The 16,722-nt window shown below is 67.4% G+C and carries 15 protein-coding genes; 3 read left to right on the top strand and 12 right to left on the bottom strand.

The genetic code is table 11. The features are described 5' to 3' along the window. Positions 1-79: 79 nt before the first annotated feature. The gene (leuS, locus tag NY1_RS31155) at positions 80-2,950 is read left to right on the top strand and encodes a leucine--tRNA ligase (protein WP_067720720.1); all 2,871 of its coding nucleotides are present in this window, start codon (positions 80-82) and stop codon (positions 2,948-2,950) included. Between the two features lie 70 nt (positions 2,951-3,020). Here leuS and NY1_RS31150 read toward each other — a convergent pair whose 3' ends face one another. The 6 genes from NY1_RS31150 to NY1_RS31125 all read right to left on the bottom strand — a co-directional run bounded on the left by NY1_RS31150 (position 3,021) and on the right by NY1_RS31125 (position 7,287). After that, complete coding sequence (locus NY1_RS31150) at positions 3,021-3,722, bottom strand: anti-sigma factor family protein (protein WP_067720719.1); 702 nt, start codon at positions 3,720-3,722, stop codon at positions 3,021-3,023. Next, complete coding sequence (locus tag NY1_RS31145; protein WP_067720802.1) at positions 3,719-4,261, bottom strand: sigma-70 family RNA polymerase sigma factor; 543 nt, start codon at positions 4,259-4,261, stop codon at positions 3,719-3,721. Before NY1_RS31145 ends, NY1_RS31150 begins: the two co-directional genes overlap by 4 nt. 5 nt (positions 4,262-4,266) lie before the next feature. Further along, positions 4,267-4,743, bottom strand: coding sequence for a COG4315 family predicted lipoprotein (locus tag NY1_RS31140; RefSeq protein WP_067720718.1), 477 nt, complete (start codon positions 4,741-4,743; stop codon positions 4,267-4,269). A 92-nt stretch (positions 4,744-4,835) separates the two neighbouring features. Continuing rightward, complete coding sequence (locus tag NY1_RS31135) at positions 4,836-5,600, bottom strand: polysaccharide deacetylase family protein (protein ID WP_067720717.1); 765 nt, start codon at positions 5,598-5,600, stop codon at positions 4,836-4,838. 30 nt (positions 5,601-5,630) lie between these two features. Beyond that, positions 5,631-6,440 (bottom strand): polysaccharide deacetylase family protein, encoded by an 810-nt coding sequence (locus NY1_RS31130; RefSeq protein ID WP_067720716.1) that lies wholly within the window; start codon positions 6,438-6,440, stop codon positions 5,631-5,633. Positions 6,441-6,582: 142 nt separating this feature from the next. Beyond that, the gene (locus NY1_RS31125; RefSeq protein WP_067720715.1) at positions 6,583-7,287 is read right to left on the bottom strand and encodes an SDR family oxidoreductase; all 705 of its coding nucleotides are present in this window, start codon (positions 7,285-7,287) and stop codon (positions 6,583-6,585) included. 161 nt (positions 7,288-7,448) lie between these two features. On the opposite strand from NY1_RS31125, the gene ggh reads away from it, so the two are divergent. After that, positions 7,449-8,789 carry a glucosylglycerate hydrolase gene (gene ggh / locus NY1_RS31120; protein ID WP_067720714.1) on the top strand — a complete coding sequence of 447 codons (1,341 nt, stop codon included), beginning with the start codon at positions 7,449-7,451 and terminating at the stop codon, positions 8,787-8,789. On the opposite strand, the gene NY1_RS31115 is transcribed toward ggh, so the two are convergent. Together NY1_RS31115 and NY1_RS45205 are read right to left on the bottom strand one after the other, a co-directional pair. Next, a complete protein-coding gene (locus NY1_RS31115) occupies positions 8,786-9,907 on the bottom strand; it encodes a YeiH family protein (RefSeq protein ID WP_084535675.1) in 1,122 nt (373 codons plus the stop codon). The two genes, ggh and NY1_RS31115, sit on opposite strands and share 4 nt — an antisense overlap. A 4-nt stretch (positions 9,908-9,911) precedes the next feature. After that, positions 9,912-10,043, bottom strand: a complete 132-nt coding sequence (locus NY1_RS45205) for a hypothetical protein (protein ID WP_267888464.1) — start codon at positions 10,041-10,043, stop codon at positions 9,912-9,914. Between the two features lie 157 nt (positions 10,044-10,200). Here NY1_RS45205 and NY1_RS31110 point away from each other — a divergent pair, with 157 nt between their 5' ends. Continuing rightward, positions 10,201-10,923, top strand: a complete 723-nt coding sequence (locus NY1_RS31110) for a glycoside hydrolase family 25 protein (protein ID WP_067720800.1) — start codon at positions 10,201-10,203, stop codon at positions 10,921-10,923. A 53-nt stretch (positions 10,924-10,976) separates the two neighbouring features. On the opposite strand, the gene NY1_RS31105 is transcribed toward NY1_RS31110, so the two are convergent. The 4 genes from NY1_RS31105 to NY1_RS31090 all read right to left on the bottom strand — a co-directional run bounded on the left by NY1_RS31105 (position 10,977) and on the right by NY1_RS31090 (position 16,642). Next, a complete protein-coding gene (locus tag NY1_RS31105) occupies positions 10,977-13,040 on the bottom strand; it encodes a PhoX family protein (RefSeq protein ID WP_067720713.1) in 2,064 nt (687 codons plus the stop codon). Positions 13,041-13,158: 118 nt separating this feature from the next. Continuing rightward, a complete protein-coding gene (locus NY1_RS31100; protein ID WP_067720712.1) occupies positions 13,159-13,884 on the bottom strand; it encodes an amino acid ABC transporter ATP-binding protein in 726 nt (241 codons plus the stop codon). After that, positions 13,881-15,716: an ABC transporter substrate-binding protein/permease gene (locus NY1_RS31095; RefSeq protein WP_084535672.1), complete on the bottom strand. Its 1,836-nt coding sequence runs from the start codon at positions 15,714-15,716 to the stop codon at positions 13,881-13,883. The genes NY1_RS31100 and NY1_RS31095 overlap by 4 nt, the downstream gene beginning before the upstream one ends. A 158-nt stretch (positions 15,717-15,874) precedes the next feature. After that, entirely contained in the window at positions 15,875-16,642 is a 768-nt protein-coding gene (locus NY1_RS31090) for an LLM class F420-dependent oxidoreductase (RefSeq protein ID WP_067720711.1), read from the bottom strand. Between the last annotated feature and the right edge of the window lie 80 nt (positions 16,643-16,722).

Raw genomic sequence — 16,722 nt, 5'->3', positions numbered from 1 at the left:
TTTTTGGGGATGGGGGTACGCACGCTTTACCCTGGTGAGCGACCTTATCGGGGATCGGCTAGGCAAAGAAGGCAGGACCGTGCAGGACTCTCAGGCAACCGAAAATCCCACCGCGGCAGCGGCGGGAGCGACTGACGTTCCCGCACACCGTTATAACGCCGATCTCGCCGGGCGCGTCGAAAAGAAGTGGCAGCGGAACTGGCAGGACCGCGGCACCTTCTTCGCGCCGAATCCGGTCGGCCCGCTGCAGGGCGACATCCCGGCCGACAAGCTGTTCGTTCAGGACATGTTCCCGTACCCGTCGGGCGCGGGGCTGCACGTCGGCCACCCGCTGGGCTATATCGCCACCGACGTGTTCGCCCGCTACCACCGCATGCGCGGCCGGAATGTGCTGCACGCCCTGGGCTACGACGCCTTCGGCCTGCCCGCCGAGCAGTACGCGGTGCAGACCGGTGCGCACCCGCGCGACACCACCATGTCGAATATCGCCACCATGCAGCGCCAGCTGGACCGGCTGGGCCTGGGGCACGACAAGCGGCGGTCCTTCGCGACCACCGATCCCGAGTACTACAAGTGGACGCAGTGGATCTTCCTGCGCATCTTCAACGCCTGGTTCGACGAGGGGCAGGGCAAGGCCCGGCCGATCGGCGAACTGGTCGCGGAATTCGAGTCGGGTAAGCGCGCGCCGGCCGGCAGCCGCGCCTGGGCCGAACTGTCCCCCGCCGAGCGCAATGCGCTGATCGACTCGTATCGCCTGGTCTACCAGACCGATTCGATGGTCAACTGGTGCCCGGGCCTGGGCACCGTGCTGTCCAACGAGGAGGTCACCGCGGACGGGCGTTCCGAGCGCGGCAACTTCCCGGTGTTCCGCAAGCGCCTGTGGCAGTGGATGATGCGCATCACCGCCTACTCCGATCGCCTGGTCGACGACCTGGACGAGCTGGACTGGCCGGAGAACGTGAAGTCCATGCAGCGCAACTGGATCGGGCGCTCGCGCGGCGCGCAGGTCCGGTTCGAATCGGGCGCGGATGTCATCGAGGTGTTCACCACCCGGCCGGACACCCTGTTCGGGGCCACCTATGTGGTGCTGGCGCCGGAGCACGAGCTGGTGGACCGGCTGGTCACCGCCGAGTACCCGGCGGGCGTGGACGCGCACTGGACGTTCGGGGCCGCCACTCCCGCGGAAGCCGTTGCGGCCTACCGGAAGTCGATCGCGGCCAAGTCCGATCTGGAGCGCCAGGAGAACAAGGAGAAGACCGGCGTCTTCACCGGCGCGTACGCCATCAACCCGGTGAACGGGGCCAAGGTGCCGGTGTTCATCGCCGACTACGTGCTGAGCGGGTACGGCACCGGCGCGATCATGGCGGTGCCGGGGCACGATCAGCGCGACTGGGAGTTCGCGACCGCGTTCGGGCTGCCCATCGTGGAAGTCATTGCGGGCGGGGATATCTCGGAGTCCGCGTACTCCGGCGACGGGGCGCTGGTGAACTCCGGCTTCCTGGACGGCATGGACGTCGAGAGCGCCAAGGCCGAGATCATCGCCAAGCTGGAGGCGGAGGGCCACGGCGTCGGCAAGGTGCAGTACAAGCTGCGCGACTGGCTGTTCGCGCGGCAGCGGTACTGGGGCGAGCCGTTCCCGATCGTGTACGACGAGGACGGCGCGCCGCACGCGCTGCCGGAATCCATGCTGCCGGTGGAACTGCCGGAAATGGAGGACTTCGCGCCGGTCACCTTCGACGCGGACGACGCGAACTCCGAGCCGTCGCCGCCGCTGGCCAAGGCCACCGACTGGGTGAACGTCACGCTGGATCTGGGCGACGGGCCCAAGCGGTACCGCCGCGACACCAATGTCATGCCCAACTGGGCGGGCAGCAGCTGGTACCAGCTGCGCTACGCGGATCCGACGAACACCGAGGCGTTCTGCGATCCGAAGAACGAGGAGTACTGGCTGGGTCCGCGCACCGCCGAGCACGGGCCGAAGGATCCGGGCGGCGTGGATCTGTACGTGGGCGGCGTGGAGCACGCGGTGCTGCACCTGCTGTACGCGCGGTTCTGGCAGAAGGTGCTGTTCGATCTGGGTGACGTGAGCGGCTACGAGCCGTACCGCCGCCTGTTCAACCAGGGCTACATCCAGGCGTTCGCCTACACCGACGAGCGCGGCGCGTACGTGCCGGCCGCCGAGATCGTGGAGCGCGACGGCAAGTTCTTCTGGACCAATGCCGACGGCGTGGAGATCGAGGTCTTCCAGGAGTACGGCAAGATCGGCAAGTCGCTGAAGAACGCCATCTCCCCGGACGAGATGTGCGACCTGTACGGCGCGGACACCTTCCGCTTCTACGAGATGTCGATGGGCCCGCTGGACACCTCGCGCCCGTGGGCGACCAAGGATGTCGTCGGCGCGCACCGCTTCCTGCAGCGCGTGTGGCGTCTGGTGGTGGACGAGGAGACCGGCGCGGTCAAGGTCACCGACGCCGAGCCGTCGAACGAAACCCTGCGCCTGGTGCACAAGACCATCGCCGGCGTCGACGACGACCTGGCCAACCTGCGGGACAACACCGCCGGCGCCAAGCTGATCGAACTGACCAACCACCTGACCAAGAACTATCCCCAGGGCGCACCGCGCACCGTGGTCGAACCCCTGGTCCTGATGCTGGCCCCGCTGTCCCCCCACATCGCCGAGGAACTGTGGGAACGACTGGGCCACACCGCATCCCTGGCCCACGGCCCCTTCCCGATCGCCGACCCGGCATTGCTGGTGGCGGATTCGGTGGAGTACCCCATCCAGGTCAACGGCAAGGTCCGCGCCCGCATCAGCGTCCCCGCCGACGCCGACCAGGCCACGGTCCAGGCCGTCGCCCTGGGCGACGAGAAGGTCGCGGAACTGCTGGGCGGCAAGGAACCCCGCAAGATCATCGTGGTCCCGGGGCGTCTGGTGAACATCGTCGCCTGATCGTATGTTTCGGTTCGGCCCCGGCATCTTGTGTGCCGGGGCCGAATTCGTTCCAGGTTGGGTGGGTGGGTCAGCTGGTGGCGATCGGCGTGCCGGATTCCGAGCGGATTTCTATGCGTTGCACGGTTTCCGGGCGGAATGAGGTTGCGCCGGTGACTTTGATTTGGGGCTGGGCGGGGGTGGTCCAGGTGGCGGCGGATTCGGTGTGGCCGTCGGTGCCTATGACGATCGCGGTCAGGCGGGTGCCGGTGGGGAGGTCGTGCAGGGTCAGGTGGAGTTCGGTGCCCCATGGTTTGGGTGCGAGATCCACTGAGCCGGTCGAGGTTCCGGCGGGCGCGGCCAGCGTGATGCTGCGCTGAGCAGCGATAGGGGCGGGCCCGGGGGCGACGGGGTCGGGCGCGAGCGCGCTGCCCACACCGATTCCGGTGGCGAGCGCGGCGGCGGCCAGCACGGCCGTTGCCGAACGACGTCGGCGGCGCTGCGCTCCTCGCACGGCGGCTACCGTGCGCAGCGCTTCGTGCAGCGCAGGGGTCTCGTGCGGCGCGATCCTGTCCTGCGGTACGGCCGTCCGGTCCGGTTCGGGTGACGGATCCGGTTCGGGGGCGGCGGTTTTGGCCAGGAGGGACGGGATGACGGCGAAGTCGGCCAGTTCGGCTCGGCAGGTGGGGCAGGTGGCGATGTGGGTGTCCACGACGGCGCGGTCAGCGGGGGTGATGCCGCCGAGGACGTACGCGCCGAGCAGGTGGCGGTAGTCGTCGTGTTCGGCGGTCATCGGGTCACCCCCAGTTCGTCGAAGATGGTGCGCAGGGCGCGGACGGCATAGTAGCTGCGGGATTTCACGGTGCCTTCGGGAATGCCCAGCAGCCGGGCGGTTTCGGCGACGGAGCGGTCTCGGTAGAAGAGTTCGGTTACGACCGCGCGGTGTTCCGGGGAGAGGCGGTCCAGGGCCTCGGCGACCAGCCAAGCATCCAGGGCACGGTCCAGTGGCTCGTCGGTGGGGGCGAATGCCAGCAGGTCGGATTGATCGAGCGGGGTTGCGGGGCGGCGTTGTTCGGCGCGCCAGCGGTCGATGAGGACGCGGCGGGCGGTGGTGAGCAACCAGGCGCGGATCTCGCGGTCGGTGATGTCCTTGCGGCGCAGGGTTTCCACCGAGCGCCATGCTTGCATCAGCACATCCTGGGTGAGGTCCTCGACCTGGTGCGGGTCGCGCCAATTGGTGCGCAGGTAGGCGCGGACGGCGCGGCCGTGGGCGGCATCGATCGCGGTCAGGAATTCCGCGTCCGACACCTGGCGGCGCGCCGTCCACCGCATTCGCATCAGCGGATGGCCTCACCTGTGGCGCCGATCAGGAACCAGACGCCGTTGACGCCCTGACCGGCGGTGTCGCCGGGGGTTTTGTCGCCGAAGAAGTAGTAGAGGGGTTTGCCGGCGTAGCTGGCCTGGGTGCCGCCGTCGGGGCGAGTGATGGTGCCGATCTTGCCGGCGTCGACGCCGGACCCCGCGCTCACCGTGCCGGGGAGGACGGGCCATTTCACCAGGCAGTCGCCGGTGCAGGCGGAGGTCCCCGCGGTGTCCTTGGTGAACAGGTACAGGGCGCGGCCCGCGGAATCGGCCAGGGCCTGTTTGCCGCCGAGGTCCTTGATGGCGATGGCGGTGGCCTGCGCGCTGGTTGCCGCGCTCGTGGTGGAACTCGGCAGCGCCGGCGCTCCCGCCGGTTCGGATGCGGTGCTACAGGCGCTCGCGGCGGCGGCCGCCAGCACCGCGAGGACGATCGGCCGATGTCGTGCGGTCATGGTGAGCTCTCATCCCTGGTATCGGGTATTGCCGATGGTAGGGACGCCGGACCGGCCGAAGCGGTTCGGCCACTTCGGTTTTGTGACTACCATCACATCACCTGAATGACGTCGTTGAGCGTGACCAGCTGCAGGTTGCGTTCGCGCACGATGTCCAGGAGCTGGTCGAGGATGTTGTTGACCGTGGTGCGGTTGGCGTGGCCGATGACGATGGATTGGGCGTTGAACCATTGGCGGGCGCTGTCGAGGAGTAGGGCCTCGCTGATTACGGGGGCGGTGTCGTTCAAGGTGCCGTACCACATGGTGGGCACCGTGTAGCCGGTGTCGGCGGCGACCTGGTCGACCAGTCCGTTGTGGCGGCCGTAGGGCGGGCGGTAGTAGGGGGTGCCGTCGACGCCGAAGTTGTTCCACAGGAAGGATTTCGCGCGGTCCAGTTGGTCGGCCACGGCGCCGGCGGAGAGTTTGGTCAGGTCCGGGTGGTCCCAGCTGTGATTGCCGAGCTGGATCTGGCCCGAATCGACCAGGGGCCGTAGGGCATCCCGGTGGATCAGCCAGGAGTCGTAGTAGGCGGTGACGAAGAAGGTGAGGCGAATTCCGGTGCGGCGGGCCAGTTCTATGAACGCACCGACCGTGGCGGGGTTCGCGCCGTCGTCGATGGTGAGCGCCATATTGTTGCCGTCGCCGGGCAGGGACTGGATGGCCCCGGGGCCGATCTGCACCCGGGGCAGGCCGGGCGCGGCGCCCGTGCCCCCGGTCGAGCCTGTCTCCCAGGGGAATTCGCCCCGCGCTGCGCCCGCACCGGCGAGCGTCGCAGCGGCGCCCGCCGCCAGGAGCGTCAGCAGCCGCCGTCTATCCATGTCGAACCTCGATCAACTCACGCCGCGGAACTAGCGCGGAGGCAACAAAACATCGTTGAGCGTCACCATGGACAGGTTGCGCTCGCGGATGATCTCGACCAGCTGGTCGTAGCAGTGCGTCACGGCGGGCGCGTTGGCGTGCCCGATGACGATGGTCTGGGGATTGAAGTACTTGTGGGCGCACTCGATCAGGTACTGCTCGGTGATCACGCCGGAGTCGGAGAGCGAGCCGTACCACATGACCGGCACCGTGTAGCCGAGGTCGGCGGCGACCCGGTCCACGGTGGCATTGTGGCGGCCGAACGGCGGGCGGTAGTACGGGGTGCCCGCCACGCCGAAATTGTTGTGCAGGAAGGTCTTCGCGCGTTCCAGCTGCGAGGAGACCGCGCTCGCCGACAGCGTGGTCAGATCGGCGTGATCCCAGGTGTGATTGGCGAGCTGGATCTGCCCGGAGTCCACCAGCGGGCGCAGCGCGGCCTTGTGGGTGGTCCAGGAGTCGTAGTACGCGGTCACGAAGAAGGTGAAGCGCGCCCCGGTGTCCTTGGCGAACTTGATGTAGGCGCCGACCACTTCGGGGCTCGCGCCGTCATCGACGGTGAGCGCCATGCTGTTCCCGCTGCCGGGCAGCGCGGTAATGGTGGTGCCCGCCGCGAGCTGCGTCTTCGGCCCGCCGGGCGGGGCGGGGAGCCCGCGCGGCGCGGTCGGGATATCCGGCATGGTGAAGGTGCCGTTGCCCGCCGAACCGGTGTCGATCAGGTCGTCGCCCTGCGCTTTGGTGCAGCCGGTCAGGGCGGCGGCCGTTCCGGCGGCGAGCAGCGTGAGCAGCCGTCGTCTGTCCATGGTCGTCGTTCACTCCGAATTTCCGCTCGAGGGCCGGTCCGCGCCTCCCTACGCACCGCCTCATCCGTTATATCGACTACTGGTGAACAGGTCACGAAATCTGCGCGAAACGATCGAAATTCGAATGAAACGTACCGAATCCTCAGCGTGGGATGGGTCGCAGCACGATTTCGGTGGGGTGCGCGTCGCGCGGCGTCTCGATCGCCTGACGCACCACCCGCGCCACGGTCCCGGCCTCGAGGAAGTCATCGGGACGGTATTCGTTGCCCTCGTCGGCGACGATCGCCCGCTGCATATCGGTATCGATGCGGCCCGGATGAATCGAGGTCACCCGCAGCTCGGGTTCCTCGAGCCGCAGCGCGTCGCCGAAGGCGCGCAGGCCGAACTTGCTGGCGGCGTAGACGCCCCAGCCCGGGTTCGCCCGCAGTCCCGCTCCCGAGTTGATCAGCACCACGTGCCCGCGCGCCGCGCGCAACGCCGGAAGCAACACGCGCGTCAGCTCCGACACGGCAATCAGGTTGGCTTCCAAGGTGTTCCGCCATTGCGCGACGGACGAATCGGCTAAAGTTCCCAGGTCGGCGATCCCGGCATTGTGCACAAGTACATCAAGCCGGTCGAAAGGCTCCACCGCCGCAGCCACCGCCGGGTAGTCCGTCAGCTCCACCGGGAAACCCGTGGCATCGGGCAGTTCATCCAGGATCGGTTCCAGCGCCGCCGCCGTGCGCGCGCCGAGCAGCAGCCGGTGTGTGGGCGCGAGCTCGCGCGCGATGGCCGCGCCCAGGCCCCGGCTGGCCCCGGTGACGAGCGCTACGGGACGACGGTCGCCGCTATTTACGGAATTCGCCATGCGATCACCGTAACCGGGCGCGGATGTGCGGCGATGCTCCGGGCGAGGCTCATGGAAAGTAGGCGAACAGAGTGCAATCTGGCGATCAAGAGTCGTCCGTCGGTACCGCCGTCATTCATGCCCACCGCGCATACCTGAAGGTACCGGCGCAGAATAGGGCGATGACGAACCCGGGGTTCACGCCCACCCAGCTCGCGGCCCGCGCCGCCTACCTGCTGCGCGGCAACGACCTGGGCACCATGACCAGTGCCGCGCCCAAGTTGTATCCGCACATGTGGAGCTGGGACGCGGCGTTCGTGGCGGTCGGTCTGGCCCCGTTGAGTGTGGAACGCGCGGCGCTGGAACTGGACACCTTGTTATCGGCGCAATGGCGCAACGGCATGATCCCGCACATCGTCTTCGCCAATGGCGTGGACGGGTACTTCCCGGGGCCGTCGCGCTGGGAATGCCGGCGACTCGCGGCCGACGCGCCGGATGGGCCGGATACCTCCGGCATCACCCAGCCGCCCGTGCATGCCATTGCGGTGCAACGGATCCTGGATCACTCCCGCCGGCACGGGCGTTCCACCCGCGCGGTGGCCGAGGAGTTCCTGCAGCGCCGCTGGCCCGATCTGATGCGCTGGCATCGCTGGCTGGCGTACGCGCGAGATCCCAAGCAGCACGGGCGAATCACGCTCTACCACGGCTGGGAATCCGGCATGGACAATTCGCCGCGCTGGGATCGCGCCTACGACAACGTGATTCCGGGCCCCGACCTGCCGCCGTATGTGCGCGAGGACCTGCACGTGGTCGGCGATCCGACGCAGCGGCCGTCGGATCGCGAATACGACCGGTACATGTGGCTGGTCGAGCAGATGCGCCGGGCCGGCTACGACGACTACCAGCTGGCGTCCACCATGAGCTTCGCGGTGGAGGACGTGTTCGTCACCGCCATCTTCGCGCTGGCCTGCGATGTGCTGGCCAATATCGGCGAGGACTACAAGCAGCCGCACGCCGACGTGCGGGAACTGCACGAATGGGCCGATTACTTCCGGGCGGGCGTGGTCGCGACCACCGATGCCCGCACGGGTGTGGCCCGCGATTTCGACGTGCGCGCGGACCGCTGGATCGATACCGAGACCCTGGCCTGTTTCGCGCCCCTGCTGTGCGGCGGGCTCACCCGCGATGCCGAGCGACGGCTGCTGCGCCTGTTCGAGGGCCCGCGCTGGTGCGGGCATCCGGATCTGCGCTACGCGCTGCCGCCCTCGACATCGCCGGTGTCCAAGGACTTCCGGTCCCGCGAATACTGGCGCGGGCCGGTGTGGCCGGTGATGAGCTGGTTGTTCTCCTGGGTCTTCGCCCGCCGCGGCTGGGCCGAGCGCTCCTTCATGCTGCGCGCGGAAGGTTTGCGCCAGGCCAGCGACGGGAGCTTCGCGGAGTACTACGAGCCCTTCACCGGGGAACCGCTGGGCAGTATGCAGCAATCCTGGACTGCCGCATCGGTATTGGACTGGCTGGGCTAGAACAGATCCCAGTGCAGCACCCGGGAGGTCAGCAGCACCAGGCCGAGTGACACGCTCGCCACCACGACCAGGCCCGCGATGGCGACCAGCAGTGGCCGCCAGCCCGCGCGGGCCAGTTCGCGCAGATCGGTGTTCAGGCCGACGCCGGCGAAGGTGAGCAGGAACGCCCAGCGCGAGATGTTCGCCAGATTCGTCAACTGCGCCTTGCTGATCCAGTGCAGGGTGGCCAGCGCCGACACCGCGAGGAAGCCGAGCACGAACTTGGGGAACTTCTCCCAGATGAAGGCCGCCTTGGCGCGCACGCCGGTGGCGATCTGGTCGGCTTCGCCGCGCGAGGCCCAGTAGGCGGCGAAACCGAGCACCACGAAGCCGATGAGGGCATTGCGGGTGGACTTCACCAGCACCGCGACCTTGCCGGCGGCATCGGAGTAGGCGTAACCGGTGGCGGTGGTCTCGGCGGTGTTGTCGACCGCCAGACCCGCCCAGAGGCCGAACTCGTTGTCGGTCAACCCGATCGCGTGCCCGATGGCGGGCAGCGCGAACAGCGAGACGGCACCCAGCGCCAGAATCGCGGCGATGGCGTAGCTGACCTCGGAGTTCTTGGCCCGGATGGAACCGCGGGTGGCCACGATGGCCGAGACGCCGCAGATCGAAGTGCCCACCGCCAGCAGCGATCCCAGCTTGCCGGACAGGCCGAGCAGCCGCGCCACCAGCAGGATGATCGCGCCCGCCGCCGTCATATCGATGAGGATCAGGATGAAGCTGCTGCCGCCCAGCTTGGCGACGTCACCGAGCACGAAGCGGGAGCCGAGCGCCACGATGCCGACCTTGAGCCAGAATTCGTAGCTGCCCACACCGGGTTTGAAAATCCGGTGCACGCCAATGGTATTGGCGATGACGAGGCCGAAAATAATGGCCCACAGCACGTATTCGATATCCGGGAAGCGCCAGCCCTCGTGATGGGCCAGCTTGTTCACATAGATCTGGGTGTACTTGGCCGCCACTCCGACGGCGGCGAGCAGCAGGATGCCGGGGAGCAGTTCGAGCAGCTTGCGCGGTCCGCTCGCGACTGCCGGTTCGCCGGCGGGTTCTTCTTTGGTGATGTCCACGGTGCTCATCGGGTCACCACGGAATCTTGGGCAGGACACCGGCCAGGGCGGCCAGCACGATCACTCCGGCGAACAACACCGATCCCCAATCGGCATCGATACGCGTCAGCCATCCAACAGGCCCGGACAGCGGTTTTGAACTCATGGGCCGAATGATGAAGGCCGTGGGGGTTCGGGAGAAGTAATCGGCTCGAGCTGATTCCATAGGAAATAGCTAACAATTGGCGAATATCACAGCCGCGCCTAACCGACTATGACGCGTCAGCAACCTAGCCTTTCAGCGCATGAACCACCACAACCTGATGAGAGTGGTATCTGTAGCGGCAGCTGGCATCTTTACGGCAACCTTCGCGGGCGTGGCGGCCGCGGACGTGACGGGGCCGGATGTCGCGTCCTGGCAACATCCCGGCGGCCAGGGCATCAACTGGTTCGCGGTGCGCAACGCGGGCCACGAATTCGCCATGGTCAAGGCCACCGAGGGCCTGAACTACGTGAATCCGCACTTCATTCCGGACAGCCTCGCCATGCGGGTGGCCGGAGTCGCCCGGGGCACTTACCATTTCGCGCGTCCCGCACTGCCGCCCGAACCGCAGGCGGCGCTGTACGCGACCATCGTGCTCGGCCAGAACGGGCTGCTGGATCTGCCGCCGGTGCTGGACATGGAGGATTCGGGCGGGCTGCCGCCGGACGCGCTCATCGACTGGACGCACCGGTATCTGAACACCGTGCAGGCGTTGACCGGTCGCGTGCCGATCATCTACACCTATCCGCGCTTCTGGCAGACGGCGATGGCCGACAGCAATCAGTTCACCCGGTATCCGCTGTGGATCGCCGACTATCGCGGCAATGACGGACCGGAAGTGCCCGGAGGCTGGCCTACCTGGACTTTCTGGCAGACCAGCGACTCCGGGCGGATTCCCGGCATCGCGGCGGGCGTCGACATGAACGTCTACAGCGGAGCGCAGGGCGATTTCGCCGCCTACGCCAATATGCCCTTCAGCGGCAGCGGACGCGGGAGCAGCTAGGTTGCTCTCAGGGGGTTCGGGGGCGAAGCCCCTGAGAGCTACGAGAGTTGTTCCTAAACCCCGATCTTGCCGTTGCCGGTCTTCCAGACGACCACGACCGCCGGGCGGGGCTGCGAGGTCCCGCCGTCGGGCCAGTGCGATCCCGGCTTGTCGGCACTCGCGCCATCCAGCTCGCCCGGATGCTGCACGCAGACCATGACGCGATCCTTGGTGACGATCGGCCCGCAGGTCTCCGCGCCGATCGGCACGGTGAGGAACTGCTTGGTCTCGCCGCGCTTCTCACCCTCGAGCACCACCGAGAACAGCCCGTCGTTCGACTTCAGCGCATTGCCGTCGGTCGAGATCCACAGGTTGCCGTGCGGATCGAACGCCAGATTGTCCGGGCAGGAGATCGGGCTGACCTTGTTCTTGTCGAACCCGGCGAAATAGGTGTCGGCGGTCTTCGGATCACCGCAGACCAGCAGCAGCGACCAGGTGAAGTCGGTGCCCGCGTGATTGTCGACGAGCTCGAGGATCTGCCCGTTCTTGTTCTGGTTGCGCGGGTTCGCCTCGTCCGCGGCGGCCTTGCCCTCGTCGCCGCGGTTCTTGTTGTTGGTGAGCGCCACGTACACCTTGCCGGTGAGCGGATTGGGCTCGAAATCCTCCGGGCGGTCCATCTTGGTGGCCCCGACCTTGTCGCCGGCCAGGCGGGTGAACACCGCGACCTCTTCCGCGCTCATGCCCTCGACCAGCGACTTGCCCTTGCCGTCCGCGCCGGTCTGCAGGAGCGGAATCCACTGGCCCTTGCCGGTGAAGCCCTTGTCGGACGGCACCTTTCCGCTGCCGTCGACCTGGCCCGCGTGATCGCCGGTGAGCTTGGCGACGTAGAGGGTGCCCTCGTCGAGAATGGTCATGTTCGCCTTGCGGGCGGCGGCGGTATTGCCCGGCTGGATCTTCTTGGCGGACACGAACTTGTACATGTACTCGAACCGCTCGTCATCGCCGGAGTAGGCGACGACGGTGCCGTCCTTGGTGACGTAGATGTTCGCCGACTCGTGCTTGAAGCGGCCCATGGCCGAATGCTTGACCGGGGTGCCGGTGGGATCCCACGGGTCCACCTCGATCACGTAACCGAAGCGGTTGGACTCGTTCGGCTCGGCCGCCACGTCGAAGCGCTTGTCGAAAGTCTCCCAGCGGCGCGGCATCTCGCCCTGGCCCGCGCCCGGGAAGCCGAGGCCGTAGCGCTTGCCGCGCGCCTGCACGGTCGCATCGGCCGCCACCCCGCCGAAGTACTGGTTGAAGTTCTCCTCGCCGGAAAGCACGGTGCCCCAAGGGGTCACGCCGCCGGAACAGTTGTTGAAGGTGCCCAGCACCTTGGCGCCGGTCGGGTCGACCGAGGTCTTGAGGAGGTCGCTGCCCGCGGCCGGACCGGTCACCTTGAACTCGGTGGTGCCGGTGATGCGGCGGTTGTACTGGCCCATGACCGGGGTGAGCTTGCCGCTGCCGGACTCGCCCTTGACCTCGACCACCGAAAGCCCGTGCGCGGCAAGGGCGATCTCGAACTGCTCACGGGTCGGCGCGTCCGGGTTGTAGCCCAGGAACATGGCCGGTTCGGTGGTGTACTCGTGGTTCACGACCAGCAGGAACGCATTGTCCTTGCCCTCGATGGGCAGCAGCGCCGCGTAATCGTTGTTGAAGCCGAACTGCTTGGCCTGCGCGGCGGCGGTCTGATTGGCGAAATCCCACTTCGGGGCGTCGGCCACCACCGGGTCGCCCCAGCGGATGACCACGCTCTGCTCATAGCCCTTGGCGGTGACCAGGGCGTCTTCCTTGTTCGGCGCGACCGCTTCGAAGTCGGTGCCGATGCCGGTGCCCGGGTTCGCTTCGGCGGCTTCGGCCTTGTCGTCACCGCAGGCGGCCAGCAGGCTGCCGGCGCCCGCGGCCAGCACCAGGGCGGCGCCGCCCTGGAAGACGCGGCGGCGCGAGATGGCGGCGACGATATCGCCGAAGTACTCACCGGCCGAGGTGTTGGGGACCTCGTGGAAGCACGCGTTACCGCACTTGTACTGGCAGGTCACGGAGGAACGCGACGAGACGCCATCGTGCTTCACGAAGAGGCTGAGGGGTTTGAGGCTCACTGCATGCTCCCAGGATCGACTGTCGGGCGCACCGTAACCACGCCAGAAGAGCCGTAGGGGACGAGCAGGTGAACAGCCGACCAATTAGGTTGCCCTTAGTTAGCTCGAGGGTTTCTCGCTACAGCACCTGGGAGAGGAACTGCCGCAGGCGCGGGGTCTCGGCATTGTCGAAAAGCTGATCCGGCGAACCGGTTTCGACCACCTGGCCATGATCCATGAAGACGACCCGGTCGGAAACCGAACGGGCGAAACCCATCTCGTGGGTGACCACGATCATGGACATGCCGCCGCGGGCCAGCTCCGACATGAGCGCCAGCACGCCCTTCACCAACTCCGGGTCCAGCGCCGAGGTGGCCTCGTCGAAGAACATCACATCCGGTTTCATGGCCAGGGCGCGCGCGATGGCCACCCGCTGCTGCTGACCGCCGGACAGGTTCGCCGGGCGCGCGTCGGCCTTGCCCGCGAGCCCGACCGTCTCCAGCTGCTGCACGGCCAGGGTGCGCGCCTGCTCCTTCGAAAGCCCGTGCAATTTGCGCGGACCCAGCGCGATGTTCTCCGCCACCGTCATGTGCGGGAACAGATTGAAGTGCTGGAACACCATGCCGATGCGCTGCCGGAGCGTGTCCGGATTGACCTTCAGCATGGACGCGCCATCGAGCATGATGTCGCCCTTGTCGGGTTCGTGCAGGCGGTTCAGCACCCGCAGCAGCGTCGACTTGCCCGAACCCGACGGCCCGATGACCGTGGTGGTCTTGCCCGCGTCGACCTGGATGTCCACCCCGCGCAGCACGTGGTTCGTGCCCAGCGTCAGATGCAGATCCTTACCGGTGAGAGAGGCACTCATGCTCCACGCCCTTCCGTGACGACCGCCTGCTCGATCGGCTCGGCCGGATTCTCCGGACGTCCGGTGCGCAACCGCTTGTCGATGTAGTTGACCAGGTGCGTCAGCGGCACGGTCAGCAGCAGGTACACCAGACCGGCCGCCACCAGCGGGGACAGATTGCCGGTCTGCGCGTTCAGGTCCCGGCCCACCGCGAACAGCTCGCGCTGCGAGGCCAGCAGACCCAGGAAGTAGATGAGCGAGGAATCCTTGATGAGCGCGATGAACTGGTTCATCAGCGCGGGCAGCACCCGGCGCACGCCCTGCGGGATCACCACCAGGGTCATGGCCTGGCGGTAGCCGAAACCGATGGCGCGCGCGGCCTCCATCTGGCCCGGCTCCACCGACTGGATGCCGGAGCGGAAGATCTCGCCGATATAGGCCGAGGCCAGCAGGGCGAGCGCGACCGCGCCCAGCCAGTACGGATTGTTGCCGGTGATGCCCTTGACCACCGGGCCGATGCCCAGGCCGATCAACAGGATGATCACCACGGCGGGCAGGCCGCGGAAGATGTCGGTGTAAACCCGTGCGGGCCAGCGCAACCAGCGGGTGCGGGAAATTCCGGCGACCGCCAGCAGCATGCCCAGCACGGTGCCCAGCGCGCCCGAGACCAGCGCCAGGATCAGCGTGTTCGGCAGACCGGTCTTGATCAGGTCCGGGAAAGCCTTGCGGTACAACGACCAATCGAAGAACGTGTCCTTCAACTGCTGCACCGTGGACTTCGGCTGCGCGACCTCGCCGCCGGAGTTGTCGCCCGCGTGCTCGGCCGCGATCTTCGCGAAGTCCGGGAGCTGCGGCGCGGCAACGGCTTTCGAACCCGGCTTCCAGCCCGGCGGCAGCTCGCGCGGCACCCAGTCCTCGTACAGCTTGGCGTAGGTGCCGTCGGCGATGATGGCGTCCAGCCCGGCGTTCAGCGCATCGGTGAGCGGCTGGTTGTTCTTGCGCACCGCCCAGCCCACGAAGTTGTTGACGCTGAAGGTGTTCTGCACGATCGAGGTCGCGTCACCCGGTTTGATCGCGCCGATGGCCTGCTGCGACGGGGCCACCCAGGCGTCGATCTGCCCGGACTTCAGGTTCGCGTAGGCGGTGTTGTAATCCGGGAACTTCACCGGGTCCAGGTGCAGTTCGTTGACCACGTACTCGTCCTGCACGGTGCCCTGCACCACGCCGATCCGATTGCCCGGCTTCAGATCCGAGAAGCCCTTGATGGCCGAACCGTTCGGCGTCACCAGCGAGAAGTAGCCGAAGTCGTAGCCGTTGGTGAAGCCGACCAGCTGGCGGCGGGCATCGGTGGTGGTGATGCTGGAAGAGCCCACATCGAAGCGATTGTTGGCGACCTGCGCCAGCAGCCCCGCGAACTCGGTGCCGGTGAACTCCACCTGCAGGCCCAGCTTCGCGCCGATGGCCCGCAGGAGTTCATTGTCGAAACCGGTGAAGGTGCCCTTGGAGTTGACGCAGATGCTCGGCGGGGCGTCCGAGAGGGTGCCGACGCTGAGCTTGCCCGGGGTGAGCAAGCCCAGCTTGGACACATCGATCTGATTCAGCGGCACCGTGGATGCGGTGGTGAACCGATCCGCGCCCGCTGCTTGCTGACCCGTAGCCAAATTGGTCGGGGCCGCACTGGCGGCCGCCACGCCCGGTGGGGAACAGAGGTCGCCGTTCGTCGGCGCGGCCGTGCTCACCCCCGCGCCCAGGGTTACCGTGCCGAGCAAAGTGGTCAGCAGCACTCCCGCAGCTGCCAGGATGCGGGGCTGCCGCCGGGATCGCCGGGGCGCGGCCGAGCGCAAGGAAACCATGACAAACCAGCCTATCCGCCTCCCCGCGACTTCAGCGCGCAGCCCGGTGCCGCGGCAATTCATGCATGCGCGCCGGCGGTCAGTGCCAACCCGATTCCGGGCGTACCCAGGGAGTTACCCCAACCGGTGCGAAATCAGCTGTCCCGTCTCCGTACGAATTACAGGCTGTCGCGCCAATGCACAGCTTCGGCGACCTTCGTGAGGTCGTAATCCGGACCGCCGGTGCCCACCGTGAACAGGGTCGCGCCCGCCGCCACGAAATCGGGGGCCGCCTCGACGCCCGGCCACGCCACCGACTTCTCGATGGCCGCGGGATCGGTGCCGACCTCCGCGCAGTGTGCGGCGAGGATGCCGGATTTGGACTTCAGCGCGTCCAGGTCCGCGAAGCTGTGCCAGATCGAGGCGTACTGGGCGACCAGGCGCAGGGTCTTCTTCTCGCCGCCGCCACCGATCAGGATCGGGATATCGCGCACCGGCTGCGGATTCAGCTTGGCCAGCCGGTCGGTGATGCGCGCCAGGTAGTCCTTCAGCAGCGCGAGCCGGCTGCCCGGGGTGCCGAAGTCGTAGCCGTACTGGTCGTAGTCCTTCTGGAACCAGCCCGCGCCGATGCCGAGAATGAGGCGGCCGTCGCTGACGTGGTCGACCGTGCGGGCCATATCGGCCAGCAGGTCCGGATTGCGGTAGCCGCCACCGGTGACCAGCGCACCCAGCTGCACCCGCTCGGTCTGCTCGGCGATCGCGCCCAGCATGGTCCAGCACTCGAAGTGCGCGCCCTCCGGATCCCCGTACAGCGGATAGAAGTGATCCCAGTTGAAGACGATGTCCACGCCCAGATCCTCGGCGCGGCGCACCGCATCGCGAATCAACCCGTAATTGGGGGCGTGCTGGGGCTGCAACTGCACTCCGATGCGGATCGGATGGCTCATGCGCACTCCTTTATTGGCTGAAAGCAAATGGCGATCGACACTGCGGCCCATTCTGCCCCTCGGTTAGTCTCTTCGCCGAC

Source organism: Nocardia yamanashiensis NBRC 100130, from assembly GCF_001613325.1.
GTDB classification, from domain to species: Bacteria; Actinomycetota; Actinomycetes; order Mycobacteriales; family Mycobacteriaceae; genus Nocardia; species Nocardia yamanashiensis.
Note: the sequence above shows the minus strand (reverse complement) of the source record. Positions and strands in the feature narration are given on the sequence as shown.